The 17,605-nt window shown below is 45.7% G+C and carries 12 protein-coding genes; 8 read left to right on the top strand and 4 right to left on the bottom strand.

Annotated features, from left to right (window positions below):
- Nucleotides 1–204 precede the first annotated feature (204 nt).
- Nucleotides 205–2,784 carry a putative bifunctional diguanylate cyclase/phosphodiesterase gene (locus sps_RS15690; protein WP_077755719.1) on the top strand — a complete coding sequence of 860 codons (2,580 nt, stop codon included), beginning with the start codon at nucleotides 205–207 and terminating at the stop codon, nucleotides 2,782–2,784.
- A gap of 85 nt (nucleotides 2,785–2,869) precedes the next feature.
- Nucleotides 2,870–3,673: an SDR family oxidoreductase gene (locus tag sps_RS15685; RefSeq protein WP_077753382.1), complete on the top strand. Its 804-nt coding sequence runs from the start codon at nucleotides 2,870–2,872 to the stop codon at nucleotides 3,671–3,673.
- Nucleotides 3,674–3,767: 94 nt separating this feature from the next.
- Here the strand turns inward: sps_RS15685 and purD are convergent, their stop codons facing one another.
- Together purD and purH are read right to left on the bottom strand one after the other, a co-directional pair.
- Nucleotides 3,768–5,060 carry a phosphoribosylamine--glycine ligase gene (gene purD / locus sps_RS15680; protein ID WP_077753381.1) on the bottom strand — a complete coding sequence of 431 codons (1,293 nt, stop codon included), beginning with the start codon at nucleotides 5,058–5,060 and terminating at the stop codon, nucleotides 3,768–3,770.
- Nucleotides 5,061–5,248: 188 nt separating this feature from the next.
- Complete coding sequence (purH, locus tag sps_RS15675; protein ID WP_077753380.1) at nucleotides 5,249–6,838, bottom strand: bifunctional phosphoribosylaminoimidazolecarboxamide formyltransferase/IMP cyclohydrolase; 1,590 nt, start codon at nucleotides 6,836–6,838, stop codon at nucleotides 5,249–5,251.
- 311 nt (nucleotides 6,839–7,149) lie between these two features.
- Here purH and zntR point away from each other — a divergent pair, with 311 nt between their 5' ends.
- From zntR to sps_RS15655, 5 genes are all read left to right on the top strand, one after another.
- Nucleotides 7,150–7,629 carry a Zn(2+)-responsive transcriptional regulator gene (gene zntR, locus sps_RS15670; protein WP_077753379.1) on the top strand — a complete coding sequence of 160 codons (480 nt, stop codon included), beginning with the start codon at nucleotides 7,150–7,152 and terminating at the stop codon, nucleotides 7,627–7,629.
- Between the two features lie 2 nt (nucleotides 7,630–7,631).
- The gene (locus tag sps_RS15665; RefSeq protein ID WP_077753378.1) at nucleotides 7,632–9,020 is read left to right on the top strand and encodes an SO_0444 family Cu/Zn efflux transporter; all 1,389 of its coding nucleotides are present in this window, start codon (nucleotides 7,632–7,634) and stop codon (nucleotides 9,018–9,020) included.
- Nucleotides 9,021–9,515: 495 nt separating this feature from the next.
- Nucleotides 9,516–10,502, top strand: a complete 987-nt coding sequence (locus sps_RS29150) for a hypothetical protein (protein WP_335695431.1) — start codon at nucleotides 9,516–9,518, stop codon at nucleotides 10,500–10,502.
- Between the two features lie 216 nt (nucleotides 10,503–10,718).
- The gene (locus sps_RS29145; RefSeq protein WP_335695430.1) at nucleotides 10,719–11,420 is read left to right on the top strand and encodes a multiheme c-type cytochrome; all 702 of its coding nucleotides are present in this window, start codon (nucleotides 10,719–10,721) and stop codon (nucleotides 11,418–11,420) included.
- A 370-nt stretch (nucleotides 11,421–11,790) separates the two neighbouring features.
- Nucleotides 11,791–13,764 (top strand): alpha/beta hydrolase family protein, encoded by a 1,974-nt coding sequence (locus sps_RS15655; RefSeq protein ID WP_077753377.1) that lies wholly within the window; start codon nucleotides 11,791–11,793, stop codon nucleotides 13,762–13,764.
- Between the two features lie 70 nt (nucleotides 13,765–13,834).
- Here sps_RS15655 and sps_RS15650 read toward each other — a convergent pair whose 3' ends face one another.
- Both sps_RS15650 and sps_RS15645 read right to left on the bottom strand, forming a co-directional pair.
- A complete protein-coding gene (locus sps_RS15650; protein WP_077753376.1) occupies nucleotides 13,835–14,878 on the bottom strand; it encodes a DUF4382 domain-containing protein in 1,044 nt (347 codons plus the stop codon).
- A gap of 242 nt (nucleotides 14,879–15,120) precedes the next feature.
- Nucleotides 15,121–15,846, bottom strand: coding sequence for a YebC/PmpR family DNA-binding transcriptional regulator (locus tag sps_RS15645; RefSeq protein WP_077753375.1), 726 nt, complete (start codon nucleotides 15,844–15,846; stop codon nucleotides 15,121–15,123).
- Between the two features lie 665 nt (nucleotides 15,847–16,511).
- On the opposite strand from sps_RS15645, the gene sps_RS15640 reads away from it, so the two are divergent.
- Complete coding sequence (locus sps_RS15640; protein WP_077753374.1) at nucleotides 16,512–17,474, top strand: TAXI family TRAP transporter solute-binding subunit; 963 nt, start codon at nucleotides 16,512–16,514, stop codon at nucleotides 17,472–17,474.
- Nucleotides 17,475–17,605: the final 131 nt, after the last annotated feature.

The raw sequence follows: 17,605 nt of genomic DNA, 5'->3' as shown, positions 1-17,605 counted from the left end.
AGTTTATTGGTCGCCTTACTGAGCTATATCAAGATAGGCGAGTAGCAAAAAATGCACTCTATTGCCTACTTTAGCAACGGGCAAAGCAAAACGGGTTTTATCCGTGATGTAAATGGGGTATTTTGCATGCCGAAGTTATGGAAGCGCTAAATCAATTTAGTGGATTCCGTCGTTAATTTTCAAAGTTTATCGCTGCGAGAGAAGATGCATATAGGCAAAAAACTGATCGTCTTTGTTGTAGGTTTCTGCATGCCTGCAGTGATTTCTGTTTCCTACTGCTTAAGCATGTGGTTCGATCATAGAATCGAGTCTTTAAAGCTGAGTACATTTAATACTGAGTTAGTCACCATAGGATCTCAGCTCAATAAAGATATCAAGCAGTTAGAGTTACTCGCTAATATCTATGCCGTGCCCCTGTCGGAGTTAAGCCCGCTTAAGAGAATCACCTTAGATGAAGCTTGGAGAGCGAGCAGAATATCTGAGCATCTCAGCCTATTTTATCTCAATGAGGGGCAGTTAAAGCCATTTTCTCCACTTTATGATGACGTGATGTCATTCGAGCTTAAACCTATTCCCAGTTATCTGTCACACGGGACCTCTCCCCATTCTGGAGTGTATATAAATAAAGGGATTAGCTATATCGTGAGTGTCGTGCCGATCGAACCAAACAGGTCGGTTATGATGGTGAGGAGGCTGACTTCTGAGTATCTATTGGGCTATGGCTTACAAGGTATAGTGAGTAGGATGACCATCCTAGATGGCGCCGCGCCGGTTCAACAAACCAACTCCAGGAGTGACACCTCGTTCTTAGAGGTGCCAAGTTTGATCTATGATAAACCTGCTTACCTGGAGGTCAACTTCTCTGACAAGGCTTTCAATCAAGTACAATTAAAATATGATTTGGTCTCGATTGGTATCGTTTGTGTAGGGATATTGATACTCATAGCTGGTTATATCTGGTTGAAATTAGGGCTTATACGCCCATTTCATCGCTTGATGACACAGTTGGAGGAAATAGATCCCACGGCTAAGACTTACACGCCTCTGATAGGAGGTGGTTGCTTCGAACTCGTGGTGATGGCTGACAGGATCAATACCTTGTTGGCAAAGATTTTTCAACTCAAAGAGCGCTCAAAAACCACCTTAGAATCAATTGCCGAAGCTGTAATATTGACCGATACCAAGGCAAAAGTGGTGTATTTAAATCCTCAGGCCGAGCGATTGCTCGGGGTAAAGAGTGCCTATGCCATAGGAGTATCCGTCGACGTCTTACTTAAAACAGATAAGAGTTTTAACCAAGATTTGTTCGACTTTATGGCCAGTCGGGCACAGGAACCGGCACTGAGTAAGCTCAAGCTGAATAGCGAATCGACACGAATTATGGAACGCAGCATTAGTAATTTGCTTAACCATAAGCAGCGAGTGATGGGAACCGTTATTCTGCTCAGGGACATCACTCAGGAGGAGCTGCTCAAGCGTAAATTACGTCAGCGAGCCAACTTCGACCCCATTACTTCCCTGCTTAACCGCCGAGCTTTCGAAGAGAGATTAGAGGGATTCAGCCTTGGGGCTCAATCGATTGCTATTTGCTATTTTGACTTAGAGCAGTTCAAGTTAATCAATGACTCTTGTGGCCATAGCGCGGGAGACAGGATGCTAGTTATGGTGGCTAGGGCGATGCAATCTTGCCTGACTAAAGATGAGATGCTAGCCAGGCTAGGTGGTGATGAGTTTGGCTTAGCGATCCGAGATCATAGCGCCTTGGAGGTGGCTCAATTAACCAAACGTATAGTTGCCAGTGTGTCGATGCAAGTGCTGCGGGACAATGCTTGTCATTATAAGGTCGGTGTCAGTGCTGGGATTGCCATAGCCAGGGCTCCTTACATTTCGGCGAAAGAGTTATTGAAAGACGCTGATATCGCCTGCTTTGCGGCAAAAAGTAAAGGCTGCAATCAGGTTCACTTCTATGATGATAAAGATAAAGAGCTGACCTGCCAACGTAATGCGCCTATGTGGGCGGTTAGAATTGGTCAAGCGATAGAGCACAATGAACTGCTGCTCTACTATCAACCTATTCAGGGGATGGGCACAGGTAAACATAGGCAACGCATGGAGATTTTACTGCGTATTCAGGAGCCAAATGGACGGATATTATCCCCGGCTCAATTTATTGCCGCAGCTGAGCGCTTTAAATTGATGAATGATGTAGATAAGGAGGTGATTAGAAAGACTTTTCTCTGGCTATCTATGCATGAAGAGATCTGGGATGACCACTGTATATCTATTAATCTATCGGGTAATAGCTTAGGCGCCGAGGGCATGGTGGATTACATTACCCAGCAGTTCGAACGTTTCGCTATACCCAGTAAGTGTATTTGTTTCGAGATCACCGAAACCAGTGCGATTCAAAATAGAAACCGTGCTATGGATATGCTCGAATACTTGAGAAAGCTTGGGTTCTCCTTTGCGTTAGATGATTTTGGTAGTGGATTTGCCTCTTATGGTTATCTTAAAGAGCTGCCAGTGGATTATGTGAAGATAGATGGTTGCTTCGTGAAAAATTTAGCCACTAACGCGAAAGACTTTGCCATCGTTAAGTCTATCCATGATGTATGTTGTGTTATGGGCATAGAGACTGTCGCAGAATTTGTTGAAAATCAAGATATTATAGATAAGTTGCAGGAGATAGGGATTAACTACGCCCAAGGGTATGCCATAGGCCGACCTCAACCTCTGTCCAGTTATCAGCCAAGGAAACCAGTATCTCAACGTCTGACAGCATGAGTTAATTAATAATCAATCTCTGAACTCGATGTGTGATTTTATCTATGCTATATACTTAGATAAAATCATTATTCAAGGAATGAATATGGAAGGCCTGACAGATAAAGTCATCATAATCACAGGAGCCTCAGAAGGGATTGGAAGAGCGCTAGCACTCGCCTTGGCACCGTTAGGCTGTAAGTTAGTTCTAAGCGCGAGAAATGAGTCCAGATTACTCTCACTCGCTCACGAGGTTGTCAGCCAAGGACACGAGCCTTTCGTTTTTGCTGCAGATGTCACCAGTAAGTCTCAATGTCAGCAACTTATCGACACCAGTGTTGAGCATTTTGGTCGCATAGATATTTTAGTCAATAATGCGGGCATGACCATGTCTTCTAAGTTCGATGATCTTATGGAGCTGGATATTCTGGAACGTATCATGAAGGTTAATTACTTAGGTCCTGCCTATTTGACTCATGCCGCCTTGCCCGAACTTAAGAAGAATCTAGGTCAAGTGGTTATCGTCGCTTCGGTAGCTGGCCTCACGGGAGTGCCCACTCGCTCCGGATATGCAGCATCAAAACATGCGGTAATAGGCTTCTTCGATTCCCTGAGGATTGAGCTTGCCGATGACAATGTCGCTGTCACCACTATTTGCCCGGATTTTGTCGTCTCAGAAATACATAAACGTGCCTTGGACAGGCATGGACACCCCTTAGGCGAGTCACCTATGCAAGAGTCGAAGATACTCACGGCGGAGGAGTGTGCCAAGATGATGGTACCTGTGATATCCAGTCGAGGCCGATTACTTATCACTTCGATGAGAGGCCGCTTGGGGCGCTTGCTTAAGTTGATTGCGCCGCGTTTGATAGACAAGATAGCCCGAAGATCGGTGGCGTCAGGGCATTAGTCTAGCTCCATCCGCGGGTCTTAAAATTAGTCAACAAAAAAGCCCTCTGTTGAGGGCTTTTACATTAAATTTTTAGTTTAGGCGTAAGCTATCTCTAGCTTTCCCGCGAAATCGCACGATAAGCGATATCGGTACGGAAGTAGACGTCATCCCAATGGATGGTATCAACTAAGCCGTATGCGCTGGCTTGGGCTTCGGTCACAGTGTTTCCCAATGCTGTTGCGCACAAGACGCGGCCGCCATTGGTAACTACGTGTCCGTCTTTCATGCTGGTACCCGCATGGAAGACTTTAGCGTCCTTGTTACCAAGGTCTAGGCCAACTATCACATCATGCTTGCGATAGGCTTCCGGGTAGCCACCTGCAGCAAGTACAACGCCGACTGCTGCGCGCTCATCAAATTCTGCAGTCACCTTATCCAGCTCGCCACGAGTCGAGGCTAAACAAAGCTCAACTAAGTCTGATTTTAGGCGCATCATGATAGGCTGAGTCTCAGGGTCGCCGAAGCGGCAGTTGTATTCTAAAACTTTTGCACTGCCATCGGGTGAGATCATCAAGCCGGCATAGAGGAAACCTGTGTAGACGTTGCCTTCTGCCGCCATGCCATCAACCGTTGGACGAATCACATTATTAATAGTCCAATCATGTACCGCTTGAGTTACCACTGGAGCCGGTGAATATGCCCCCATGCCACCTGTGTTAGGGCCGTAATCGCCGTTATCACGGGCTTTGTGATCTTGGCTGGTGGCCATAGCGAGTATGTTGTTGCCGTCAACCATGACGATAAAGCTGGCTTCTTCGCCTTTTAGGAACTCTTCGACAACCACGCGAGAACCGGCCTCACCAAACTTATTGCCTTCGAGCATATCTTCGATTGCCGCATCGGCCTGAGCCTGATCTTCGGCGATTATCACGCCTTTACCCGCCGCTAGACCATCGGCCTTGATCACGATAGGGAAGCCTGTGCTTGCTGTCATCTCGGTGACATAGGCCTTAGCCGGTTCAATCTCGGTGAAATTGGAATAGGCAGCCGTGGGGATATTGTGACGCGCTAAGAAATCTTTAGTGAAGGCTTTAGAAGACTCCAGCTGCGCCGCCCCTTTAGTCGGGCCAAAGATAGGTAACTTTGCTTCATTGAAGGCATCGACAACACCCAAAGCTAATGGCACTTCCGGACCCACTATGGTGAGCTCAATCTGTTTATCTTGTGCAAAAGCCACAAGAGCCGAGATATCTTCCACATTAATGGCTACATTTTCTAATTTAGGCTCACTCGAGGTGCCAGCATTACCCGGTGCAACGAAAACTGTGTCAACTTGAGCCGATTGGGCAGCTTTCCATGCCAGTGCATGTTCACGACCGCCGCCACCTATAACTAATACATTCATTTTTTTATCCTTTATCGCTGCTCCATTTTCCCTATCTCAGTGTCAAGCATGCTCATGTGTGGGTATACACTGCGCATGCTTTCCATGACCTAGAAATAATGGCTTTGCTCTAAATATTAAAAATTTATATTCTGTTTGAAATTCGAGTTCCTAGGAACTAAACCCTAGGAACTTTCACCTTGTCTCAATTAATGACGGAAGTGACGCATTCCGGTAAATACCATGGCCATGCCGTGTTCATCGGCAGCGGCGATGATCTCTTCATCACGAATAGAACCACCTGGCTGTATGATACAACTGATCCCTGCTGCGGCAGCGGCATCGATACCGTCACGGAATGGGAAGAAGGCGTCAGATGCCATCACTGAATCCTGAACTTCTAGTCCTTCATCCGCAGCCTTGATACCGGCTACTTTTGCACTGTATACACGGCTCATCTGGCCTGCACCCACACCGATAGTCATGCTGTTCTTGGCATAAACGATGGCGTTAGATTTAACGAACTTAGCCACTTTCCAGCAGAACATCAGATCTTTCATCTCGGCTTCAGTAGGTTGACGCTTACTGACAACTTTAACTTCATCGATTCCAACCATGCCCTGGTCGCGATCTTGTAGAAGCAGTCCGCCGTTGACGCGTTTGTAATCGAGACTCTTAGTCTTAGTGCCCCACTCTCCACATTCAAGCAGACGGACATTTGCCTTAGCGGCAATGGCATCGCGAGCGGCTTGGCTGACTTTAGGTGCGATGATCACTTCGACAAATTGACGCTCAACGATAGCGCTGGCGGTTTTTTCGTCTAGTTCACCATTGAAGGCGATGATGCCACCGAAGGCCGAAGTAGGATCGGTTTGGTATGCACGGTTGTAGGCATCGAGTAGGTTGCTACCGATAGCCACACCACATGGATTGGCGTGTTTAACGATGACGCAAGCTGGCTCGCTGAATTCTTTCACACACTCGAGAGCTGAATCTGTATCGGCGATATTATTGTAAGACAGTGCCTTACCTTGTAGCTGAATTGCACTGGCAACCGATGCTTCATCGATATGAGTGTCTACATAGAAAGCGGCCGTTTGATGGCTGTTCTCACCGTAGCGCAGATCTTGTTTCTTGATGAGTTGAGTATTGAAAGTGCGTGGGAATTTAGAGTCTTCAGGACACTCGTCTTTACTATGAGCCGGAACCATAGTACCAAAGTAATTTGCGATCATGCCATCGTAGGCGGCAGTGTGCTCAAAAGCGGCAATTGCTAAATCGAAACGAGTCTCAAGAGTCGTGCTGCCTTCATTGTCATTCATCTCTTTGATCACGCGATCGTAATCTCGAGTGTTAACTATGATGGTGGTGTCTTTATGGTTTTTCGCTGTAGAGCGAACCATAGTCGGGCCGCCGATATCAATATTCTCCACGGCATCAGCCAGAGTACAGCCTTCTTGAGCGACTGTTTCTGCGAAGGGGTACAAGTTAACGGCAACCAGATCGATTGGCTTGATGTTGTTCTGTTCCATGACAAGCTCGTCGATACCGCGGCGTGCCAAGATGCCACCGTGCACTTTAGGGTGCAAGGTTTTGACACGACCATCCATGATCTCCGGATGTCCGGTATGCTCCGATACTTCAATGACAGGCACACCGTTGTCAGCCAAAAGGCGGGCGGTGCCACCAGTAGATAGTAGTTCTACGCCCTGAGCATGTAATGCTTTAGCAAACTCAAGGATTCCGGTTTTATCTGAAACGCTTAACAGCGCGCGACGAATGGGTCTGGCATTATTCATTTTGGGTACAGTGTCCAGTAGTTATATTTAAGGATCTTTCGGAAAACAGAACGGCATAAAAGGCGTGTAGCACCTCACCGCTTTCCAAAAGTCCCTCAATTCTAGCTGCTTTGTTGAGCCCCTATTCGTGCGCGCACATTTTACCGTAAAATGGGCTCATAGGTTGTTTTTTTCTGCGCGATTTCACAATACGCACAGGAGAACAAGCACAGGTCATAAATAAGTCCCATAATAACCCTTGACCTTAGATTTAACTCCAAGGTTTATACTTCCAGATAATTAGAGCCAATTGGGCTAAATGGAGCAGAAAAATGTATCGGATTGGAGAGTTGGCTAAACAGTGTGAAGTGAAAGCCGATACCCTGAGATTTTATGAGAAGCATGGTCTGCTATCGCCATCTTCACGCACCGATTCCGGTTATAGGATCTATACAGAAAACGATGCCGAGCGCCTGCGTTTTATTCTGCGGGCCAAGACGGTGGGGTTTACCTTAGCCGAGATCACCGAGCTACTTTCAATCGAGTTAGATAAGTCCAACTGGGCGTGCGCCGATGTGAAGGGCATGGTGGACAGCAAACTTGCTCATGTAGAGGCCAAGATAGCCGAGCTTAAATACTTTCAAGTATCGCTGCAGCGATTATCCGATGCCTGTTGTGGTGGCCCCGAGAGCGCCGAGCATTGTTCAATATTGGAAGCGCTCGAGACGAATACAGATAATATCAAATGTGAGAACCATGACCATCACCATGATGATTCTCAGTACACAAAAAATTGCCAAAATAAGGGTTAGGTATGTTGTTTGCGAATTTTATTGACCTCTTTTTAGATTCTGCTCCCTGGTTGCTACTGGGGCTGTTCTTAGCCGGGATGTTGAAGATGTTTGTGCCTATGGCTTGGATGCAGAAACAACTAGGTGGCCATGGATTTAAGACCACTGTTAAGGCGGCCATTCTTGGTGCTCCTTTACCCCTGTGCTCCTGCGGAGTCATTCCAGCTGCCGTCGGTCTGCGACGCTCAGGTGCTTCTAAGGCTGCCACAACTTCATTTCTAGTCTCTACACCGGAAACTGGCGTCGATTCTGTGGCGGTATCTTATGTGCTACTCGGCCCTTTCATGGCCATAGTCAGACCCATAGCGGCTGTCACCAGTGCTATTGTGGCTGGGCTTTTAGTAGGGCGTGACGACAAAAATGAGTCCAATGCGGTAATTTCTGAATCTAAAACTTCAGCTAAGCAGGATACTGTCTCATCTGTATCTTGCTGCAGCAGTAAAAAAGAAAAGGTTGAGCCTAAAGTTAAGAACTCCTGTTGTAGTTCTGCTTCTAAATCTGGATCTAAGACCGAACCAAAGGTGGCTCCTGCCGTGACTATGACGCCTATGGCTGCCGGTGAAAACCTGTTAGCGACTCCTATGATTGGCTCTATGACGAACCCCGAATCGGCGTCTGCGTCACTAGATACAACGGATGCATGTTGCAGCAGTAAAACTAAAGCGCCAGAGAAGGAGTCTTCATGCTGCAGCTCAGTCAAGAGTGAGTCGGCTAAAGCCAGTGAAGATGAAAGTTGCTGCGAGTCGACCAAGGACATCGCCGCCGAGCTTAAGGGGACACCTGTGATTAGTCGTATCGGCAAGGGCTTACATTTCGCGGCTACTGACTTAGTACGAGATACCACCATCTGGCTGCTGATAGGCCTGTTTTTCGCGGCAATAGTGCAGACTTATGTACCAGCGGACTTTATGGCCCAGTGGGGAGACGGTATTTTAGCCATGTTGGTGGTGGTGCTTATCTCTGTGCCTATGTATATCTGTGCTACCGCATCGACGCCAATAGCTGCAGGTCTTTTGCTGGCGGGGGTTTCCCCTGGTGCTGTTCTGGTCTTCATGTTGGCAGGCCCCGCAACTAACATAGCCACACTAGGTGTAGTGACTAAAGAGCTAGGCAAGCGTGCATTGTTGGGTTACTTAGGTGGCGTGCTCGGAGTAGCTCTAGTTTCTGGCATAATAGTGAACTATCTTGTAGAAACCTATGGTTTTGTGGTTATGCCACAGGTTGGTGAGCAGCATAACTTATTACCGGATTTTATCGTTTATAGCTCTGGCGTGGTGTTAGCCATACTTATGGCAAAAGTCTTACTGGAGAAGTTGCCTAAGAATTGGTGGCGCAGAGATTGTTGCTCATAGCGAGTTAGCTTGTTGTTGATAACAAGTTTGATAGCTATTTAAGCCAGCCAGAGAGCTGGCTTTTTATCGGGTAAAAATAATCAGATAAACTTGATTTTCCTATGTTGCAGCTTTTGTTTTAATCAAAAACTCATGGTGTTTCTGCTCGTTTATATATCTTATTAATTTCGCTATAACTACATTAGCTTTAGTTTTTATCCTTATGTTTCATAAGGGGTTTAATCTATGGTTAAGGTTCGCCTCAGCGTACATTCATTGAAGCTTTTGTGTCTCAAAACCTCCCTTTCTCATTAAAATTAGCAAGCCTGTTTTACCTCGGTTGCTGCTAGTGGCTACTGATATGTCACCCCTGTTGCTTGTTTGTTTTTCGGTCGAAAATGTTATGACTTAGGTCTAGCAATCACTCAAGTCATTACAAATATTAAGGTTTTTTTAATATCGTATTCCAAGGGGAGTAAAAGATCTGCATATAAAAATGATGAATTTGGAGTGGCGATGAAAAACCTTAATAAGCGCTATATAGCGTTGATAGTGGCGGGGGCTATGGGCCTATCCGCATGTGGCAGTGATGGTAAAGACGGTGAAGATGGCAAACCAACTCCACCACCAACAGTTGAAGCATCAACTGTGACTAACGTTGAGATGATTGCTCACACGTTAGAGGAAGGCTTGGTGAGATTTGAGTTTGAAATCACCGATGAAGAAGGCCAATTAATATCGGGTCTCGTAAAAGCCAATGCAGAAGTTGCCGAGCTAACCGAGAAAGGTATTGGTCGTAGTCGTGATGATTTTGAAGGTACGATTCTGGGCGGGAGTGCAAGTGAAGCGACCGAAGGTGCAAGCCTGACTGAAGTTGAGCCCGGTCGCTATGAGTTTGTGGCACCTATGGCTTCAGTTAATGCGGGGACTGAGGGTCTGATTCGCTTTGCTGTAGGTGGTGGGGATAACATAGCTAAGTCTCGTTATATCGTTGTAGCTAAGAGTGATGGCATCCATACGACTTCGACAGCGACCTGTCATGCTTGCCATACTGACTATGGGACATCTTCATTGAAGCATCCTAGCTATACGGCAATAAACCCAGAAAATGAAACAGATTTAGTCCCAGGCTGTATGACCTGTCACGGTAACATAGCACGTGATGATGGTGGTTATGCGCGTAATACTATGCAGAAAATTGGTCATATTAATCACCAAAAATTTGAGAAGGACTTTGCACCATCTAACTGTTACACCTGTCATGAGAAACCAATCACAACAGTTTACTCTATGCAGACCTGTACGGATTGTCATGATGCAGCTGGTATAGGTACCAAAGGATTAACGGCTAATTTTAATGCTTTCAATGAAGGTGAAGATGCGCGCTTATTCCACAAGCAAGTAACCGCACGAGCCGAGTTACGTGATACTCATTATACAAGGACATCGGCGCCATATATTAACGATGGCCTGGAGTGGGAAGAGTATCCGAATGGTGGCTGATGTACCGATGTTGCTCTCTTTAATACTGCGGGCGACTCCGAAATTCAGCTAAATATTGCAGCCCTATATTCAGACGGTACCCTGACATATGCCGGTGCATATGTTCACGGTTATAAAAATGATTCGTTAGTTGGCCGTCCAAGCCCACGTGGATCTGAGCAGTATATTGAGAATATTGATGGTAGCCGCTCAATCTGTTATCCGCATCTTGATGGTTTGGAAACTGATTACCGTTTAGCAGGGTTAACGGCCAGTACTCGAGTGACATTTAAACAGCAAGATGAAGATGGCGGTTACGATGGCGTCTCCTTCACTAGTTATTCAGATGTTGTCGATCATGTAGGTCTAAAAATCCAAGATTTCGAGCGTCGCCACAGTGTTACGGCTGAAAGTTGTACGACTTGTCACACTAACGAGACTAATTACCATAAGAATGGTAGCTACAACGAAGGTGGTAAAGACTGTGTCGCTTGTCATAACAATGGCCAAGATCGCAGCGCGAAGAACTCGGCGCCTGGTTTCGGCCCTATGGTTCATAGCATGCACTGGGGAGTGGGTAATACTGCAACTAGCTCTGAAGGTGAAGCAAACTCAGCCGCTAAGTTAAATGCTGAAAATTGTGTGGCTTGTCATGCCGAAGGCATAGACCTAGACGTTATTCCCAACCAGTATATCTTATCAAAAGCTTATAACGGCGGTGTATCAGGTGTGATGACTAGTCCCATAACTGCAAACTGTTTTGCTTGTCATAATGATGACTCGGCGAAGAACCATATGCTTCAACAAGGTGGCGAAATCAATGTTGAGAAGCTGGAAGATTGGTATACGCTGCCAACTTCTGAGTCTTGTGCGACCTGTCATTCAGAAGGTAAATCATATGGCATCGATAAGTTCCACGTTTTTGACCGTGCGCTGTAAGCATTGGGTCTATGGGGGACCTCAGAATTAAATCTCTCGGGTCCCATCAGATTACCGCTTGTCGCTAACTTGAGTGGTAAACGGGGATGGGAAATGGCTACCCTGCAGGCTGTCACTTCCATCCCAATCTTAGTTGAGAAGGCCCTTATGGGCCTTTTTTGTTATCAGAGCTTTACAGTTTTTACGATTGTGGCTGAATTTGATGCAGTGCTTTAAATGTAAATGACTCGTTTTTTCGCCAACGATAAGCTAGCTTGCTATCTGGTCACTTCTACTATATCGAGATTTTTTTATTCTCTCGGTAGGTGTTAGTGGCGTGAAGTACATGGATTTTGACGATCTTTTTCGATGACTATACAAGAGGAACACAATGAAAAAGTCCCTTCACCTTAGCGCGCTTGCGCTGGCTGTTAGCTTAGGTCTATCAGCTTGCTCTGGAACTCATACCGGAACGAATCAGTTTTCAGACGGTACCCAGCTGACACAGCAAGTGCCTGTTCAGCAATATGATGCCAAGACCTTCTTCGAGACAACCACCTATTTCGGTTCATCATTCTCAGCAGATGGTGAGTCAATTTTGATTGGCTCAGATAAATCAGGGATCTTTAATTTATATAAGGTCAATGCTGTGACGGGTGAGCAATCTCCCCTGACAACCTTTAAAGACACCACTTATCCTGTTTCTTGGTTTCCTAATGATGATAGAGTTTTGTTGACCCAAGATAATGGCGGTAATGAACTTTATCATCTGTTTGTACGAGAGCTAGATGGTAAGATCGTGGATATTACTCCGGGTGAGGAGACTCGTGCTAATTTTGTGAATTTCACTAACGATGGCAAGTACTTCTTTGCGACAACTAACGAGCGCGATCCTAAGTTTATGGATTTATACCGTTATGATGCCAAGAGTTATGAGCGCGAGCTAGTATTTAAGAATGAGCTAGGCTTCGACATTTCAGAGGTTTCGAGCGACGGCCATTTTGTTGCTCTGTCTAAAACCCACACCAACAGAGACAGTGATACCTACCTATTAGATTTCAGAAAGCGTATCGCTAAACCTAGCATCATCAGTCAGCATAACGATCCTGCAAATTATAATCCGATGACGTTCTCAGCCGATGGCAGTGCTCTGTATTACAGCACCGATGCCAAGGGAGAGTTCTCTCAGGTATGGCAGTACGATATCGCCACTGGTGAGCATAGCCTAGCGGTGAAAGATGATTGGAATGTCAGTTTTGTTTATTTCTCAGAATCGGGACGATATCGAGTCTCCGGCGTTAACGCCGATGCCAGCACACGTATCAGTATCTTAGATACTCAGACAGGCAAAGCGCTCAAGTTACCTGAACTACCCGATGGCGATCTCAGAAATGTTAACTTCACGAAAGATGAAAAGAATGTCGCCTTCTACATTAATTCAGACACTTCGCCGTCGAATCTATTTGTATGGCAACTCGGTACTGATTCGGCAAATCAGCTGACTCAAGCCTTAAATCCTAAGATTAACCCCGATGACTTAGTCGCCAGTGAAGTGGTACGTTTTAAGAGCTTCGATGATCTCGAAATTCCGGGTTTATTGTTTAAGCCAAAAACGGCTAGTGCAGATAACAAAAGGCCTGCGGTAGTGTTTGTCCATGGTGGACCCGGAGGCCAGAGTCGCACCGGATACAGCGCCATGCGTCAACATCTGATCAACCATGGCTACGCCGTTTTTGCGGTGAATAATCGTGGCAGCTCAGGTTACGGTAAGACCTTCTTTCACCTCGATGATAAGAATCATGGTGAGAATGACCTACAGGATATCGTTTACGGTAAGAAATACCTAGAGACATTAGATTGGGTCGATAAAGATAAGATAGGTGTCATGGGGGGCAGTTATGGTGGCTATATGACGGCTGCGGCTTTAGCCTTCGAGCCTGAAGAGTTCAAGGTAGGTATCGATATCTTCGGTGTCACTAACTGGGTTCGGACGTTAGATTCAATTCCGCCTTGGTGGGAGTCATTTAAGAAGGCGCTCTATGATGAGATGGGGGATCCTGCCACTGACGGCGAACGCCATCGCGCTATCTCGCCGCTATTCCATGCACAGAATATTACTAAGCCACTCATGGTCATTCAAGGGGCTAATGACCCACGCGTGCTTAAGGTTGAGAGTGATGAGTTGGTGGAAAAGGTGAAGCAAAACGGCGTGCCAGTTGAGTACGTAGTTTTTGATGATGAGGGTCATGGATTCCGTAAGAAGCAAAATCGAATTACCGCTTCTGAAGCTTATGTGAAGTTTCTGGATACCTACTTGAAAGGTGATGCAGGTCGGCTTCCTGGTGAAAGAGTGGCGACTAAGTAGCGGCTAAAACTGATTTGATATAAAAATGTAAAGGCACTCAATTGAGTGCCTTTTATATTTGAGCTAGGGCTTAACTTGTAGGAACAAAAGTCTCAGGAAAATGACGTTCTGTGGTCGCTCCTTCTGTGACTTCCAGTCCTTGTTCATCGAGATGGATAAAGAAGGCATCGGTGACATCTTCTGGTGTGTTAGCCGTTTCAGGATCATCATTTTGCGCAACGCAGGTATAGCCTAAGCTGTAATCTCCGGCGACGACGAAACCAAATTCATATTCATGGCCTATGACGGCTTCTGATTCATCGGTTATCTCATTGACTCTAGCTGAAGAGATAGGAGCCACTTCAGTGAGGAGATAAGGCACTTCATCTCCTCTAAAGTCTGCCATATTGGCCAATGCTGTCATCGTCGGGTAGAGATAAACTGCCGGACTGTATTCATCGGGTAGACCAAGCTCAACGGCAGCAGATTCACAGCTAGCCATGGTTTCAGGGCTAATCTGGCCTGTGATGGCTCCAACATCTGAGATATTCACCAGCTGTACTGAAGTTGGTTTGAGTGTCCAATAATCATGACTTCCATGAGGGGCTTGAAGTCCTTTCGCTAGATTAAATTCGGCGACAAAGGTGTTAGTGCCTGCGGCAATAGTGAATGATTTGTTGAAAAATAATCGGCCAGTATCTTCATCTTCAGCGCCGACGCCACCACAGCTACCATTACTATTGGTCGTTAGGCCTTCAATGCCATCGGCTGTTTCTACATAAGAGCTTCCAGAGGCTCCTTCTTCATTTTTTTGCATGTAAATACACATCTGGTATTCACCTAGGGGGACAGATTCGCCGCTTGCAAGCGTAGCTACCTCAGCTCCTTGGACTGTGAGCAGATCCACATGTTTGAGTTCTCCACCTTCTGATACATCGAAAGAGAGAGAACCTTCACTATTTTTTAAGACGACTTGCTTGAAGGCAATATTGACCACATCTGCATCGGCTGGGTTATCCGATACACCCAGACTAAATGTACCCGTTGTTGGCTCTGGAGAGCTGCTATCACTTCCACCACAGCCTGCTAATAAACTTGCCAGTGTGATTGCGATTATTGTTTTGTTATGTCTCATAATTCACCTGATATTCTATGACTAAACCGAAGAAGAGCTTTTGTTAACTTGTTATTGTGCTCTCTAAGTATGATATTCCGTTAAATATAGTACTCCCTGGGAGGTTAGAATAGGGATGGAGTGTGAAAAGTCTATTAAGAGTGATGCTTAGGTGTGGAATATGTAAAAGGTTTAATCTGAGATAAGGGAATGGTTAATATTCCAAGGTGCTATATGTGAAATAGCACCTTGGTTTGGTGTTTTTACTCAGGAAGCTCTGCGTTGTGATAGACGTTTTGCACGTCGTCACAATCTTCGAGAGCCGCTAAGAATTTCTCAAATTGCTCAATCACTTCAGGATCTGTGATTTCAGTAAAAGTTTGTGGAACGAAGGTGATCTCTTCTACTTCGAAGCTGATATCTGGGGTTTCTTCGGTCAGAGATGTTTTGACCTTGAAAAACTCGGTGTGGGGGGCAAAGACACTGACGATACCATCTTCAACTTCGATATCGGTAACATCTACATCGGCCATCATTAAGGTTTCAAGTACCGCTTCTTCGTCGTCACCTTTAAAGGCGAAAACGGCTTGGTGGTCAAACATATGGCCAACTGTACCTGGGCCACCTAGCTTGGCATCATTCTTTACGAAGGACTGACGCACTTCGGTGAAGGTACGCTTACCGTTATCGGTTAAGCAGTCAACGATGACCATAGCGCCACCTGGAGCGAAACCTTCGTAGCGAGCCGTTTCATAGTCTTCTCCACCGCCGCCTCTTGCTTTGTCGATAGCGCGTTCGATCACGTGAGCAGGGACTTGATCTTTTTTAGCCTTGGCGATCATTTGACGTAGTGGCAGGTTGCCGTCGGGGTCGAAGCCACCATTCTTAGCGCAAACATAAATCTCTTTACCGTATCTTGAGTAAAGTCTGGTTTTCTGGCCAGCAGTTTTAGCCATAGACTCTTTGCGGTTTTGGTATGCTCTTCCCATCTTGATCTATCTCATTATGCTTAAAAAATTGTCTGCAATGTTAGCAGCTTTAAAGGCATTTTTGCAGGGAAGGCGTTTTTAATTTAAGAAGTCGGCATAGATTTAGAACAATTAGTCGCTCTAGTTATAGATGCTGTACTGCATTCCTACTCTGCATAAACAATTTGAACCTTGATTGGGGCCTTATTTTCTCATTTCAGCTTGAAGTATTGGAACTGTATGAAAGGTCATTATTAATATTTTTATCGATTCATCTGTTATTTAGCCTAATTTTTATGCTGTAAATCTAAGGTATTGGCCTATAAACGTCGATGAGGTCATGCCTTGGTGATTCGCTTTGATACATTCTGAGGTCATTTGTTTTTCTTTGTATGTCTTTTCCTTGCAAAAGTGAGCTTTGTGTTGCCTGCAGGTTTGCCTTTTAGCGGTATATCCCACTATCTGAGCTTTTTATTCTGGTTGGACTTGCTTGAAATGGCGAGATCTAAGAGTGTTTAGGCCTAAATTAGAGCGTGCCAATAAAGCGAATATGAACATTTATTGTTTTTATGTTCATCTAGTGTTCATCGAGTAAGTTCTTTTGAGCTGGTTTGTGTACTTGAGGATCCGCTGGTCTTGTTGGGAAAAATATCACGCCGATACTTTACGAACTGAAGGAAACAAGCATGTCTAAAAAATCCATATTGGTTGCTGCGGCACTATCGACTATGGCATTGGCCCCCTTAGTCCAGGCACAAGAATTTATTACTATTGGAACTGGCGGTGTCACGGGGATCTATTATCCTGCTGGAGGCGGCATGTGTCGCTTAGTTAATCAGAATAATCAAGAACACGGCATGCGCTGTTCAGTCGAGAGTACCGGTGGTTCAGTTTACAACCTCAATACCTTGCGAGCGGGTGAGCTTGAGTTTGGCATTGCCCAATCAGATCAGCAATATAATGCGATTAAAGGTGAAGGTGCCTTCGCTAATGCCGCTCCCTATAAAGAGCTACGTTCGGTGTTTTCTATTTATACCGAAGCGTTCACAGTCGTAGCCCGAAAAGATGCCAACATCACCACGTTCAATGATCTTAAAGGTAAGCGCGTTAATATCGGCGAACCAGGCTCGGGCCAGCGTGCCACGATTGAAGCGATCATGGATGCTAAAGGCTGGACGCGCAGCGATTTTCGCCTTGCATCTGAGCTAAAAGCGGCCGAGCAGGCTCAGGCACTTTGTGACAATAAGATAGATGTGATGGTTTACTTCGTTGGTCACCCTAATGGTGCGGTACAGGAAGCGACAACGTCTTGTGATACCACCGTTGTCAGCGTTAATGACAAAGAAGTGAAGCAGATGGTTGAATCTACACCTTATTTTGTTTCTTATGAGATTCCTGGTGGCATGTACAGCGGTAACGATAAGCCTGTAACGACCATTGGTGCCAAAGCAACATTAGTGTCTAGCACTAAGGTTTCTGATGAATCGGTTTATTGGACCGTTAAATCAGTTTTCGACAACTTCGACAACTTCCGTCGCCTACATCCAGGCTTCGCTAACCTGACAAAAGCTGAGATGCTAGAAGGTAACACCGCACCACTTCACCCAGGTGCTGAGAAGTACTTCAAAGAGGTTGGCTTAATTAACTAAGCTAGCGAGCAATATATTCTGGTTAATAATCTTGGGCAGTGTAGGTCTCCTACACTGCCCAAGTGTGCCAGCTAGATTTCAAAGATTATATTTTGTGATGCCCGTCGGGGGGAGCACAATCAGTTCAAACA

The organism is Shewanella psychrophila, from assembly GCF_002005305.1.
In the GTDB taxonomy this organism is placed as follows: domain Bacteria; phylum Pseudomonadota; class Gammaproteobacteria; order Enterobacterales; family Shewanellaceae; genus Shewanella; species Shewanella psychrophila.
Note: the sequence above shows the minus strand (reverse complement) of the source record. Positions and strands in the feature narration are given on the sequence as shown.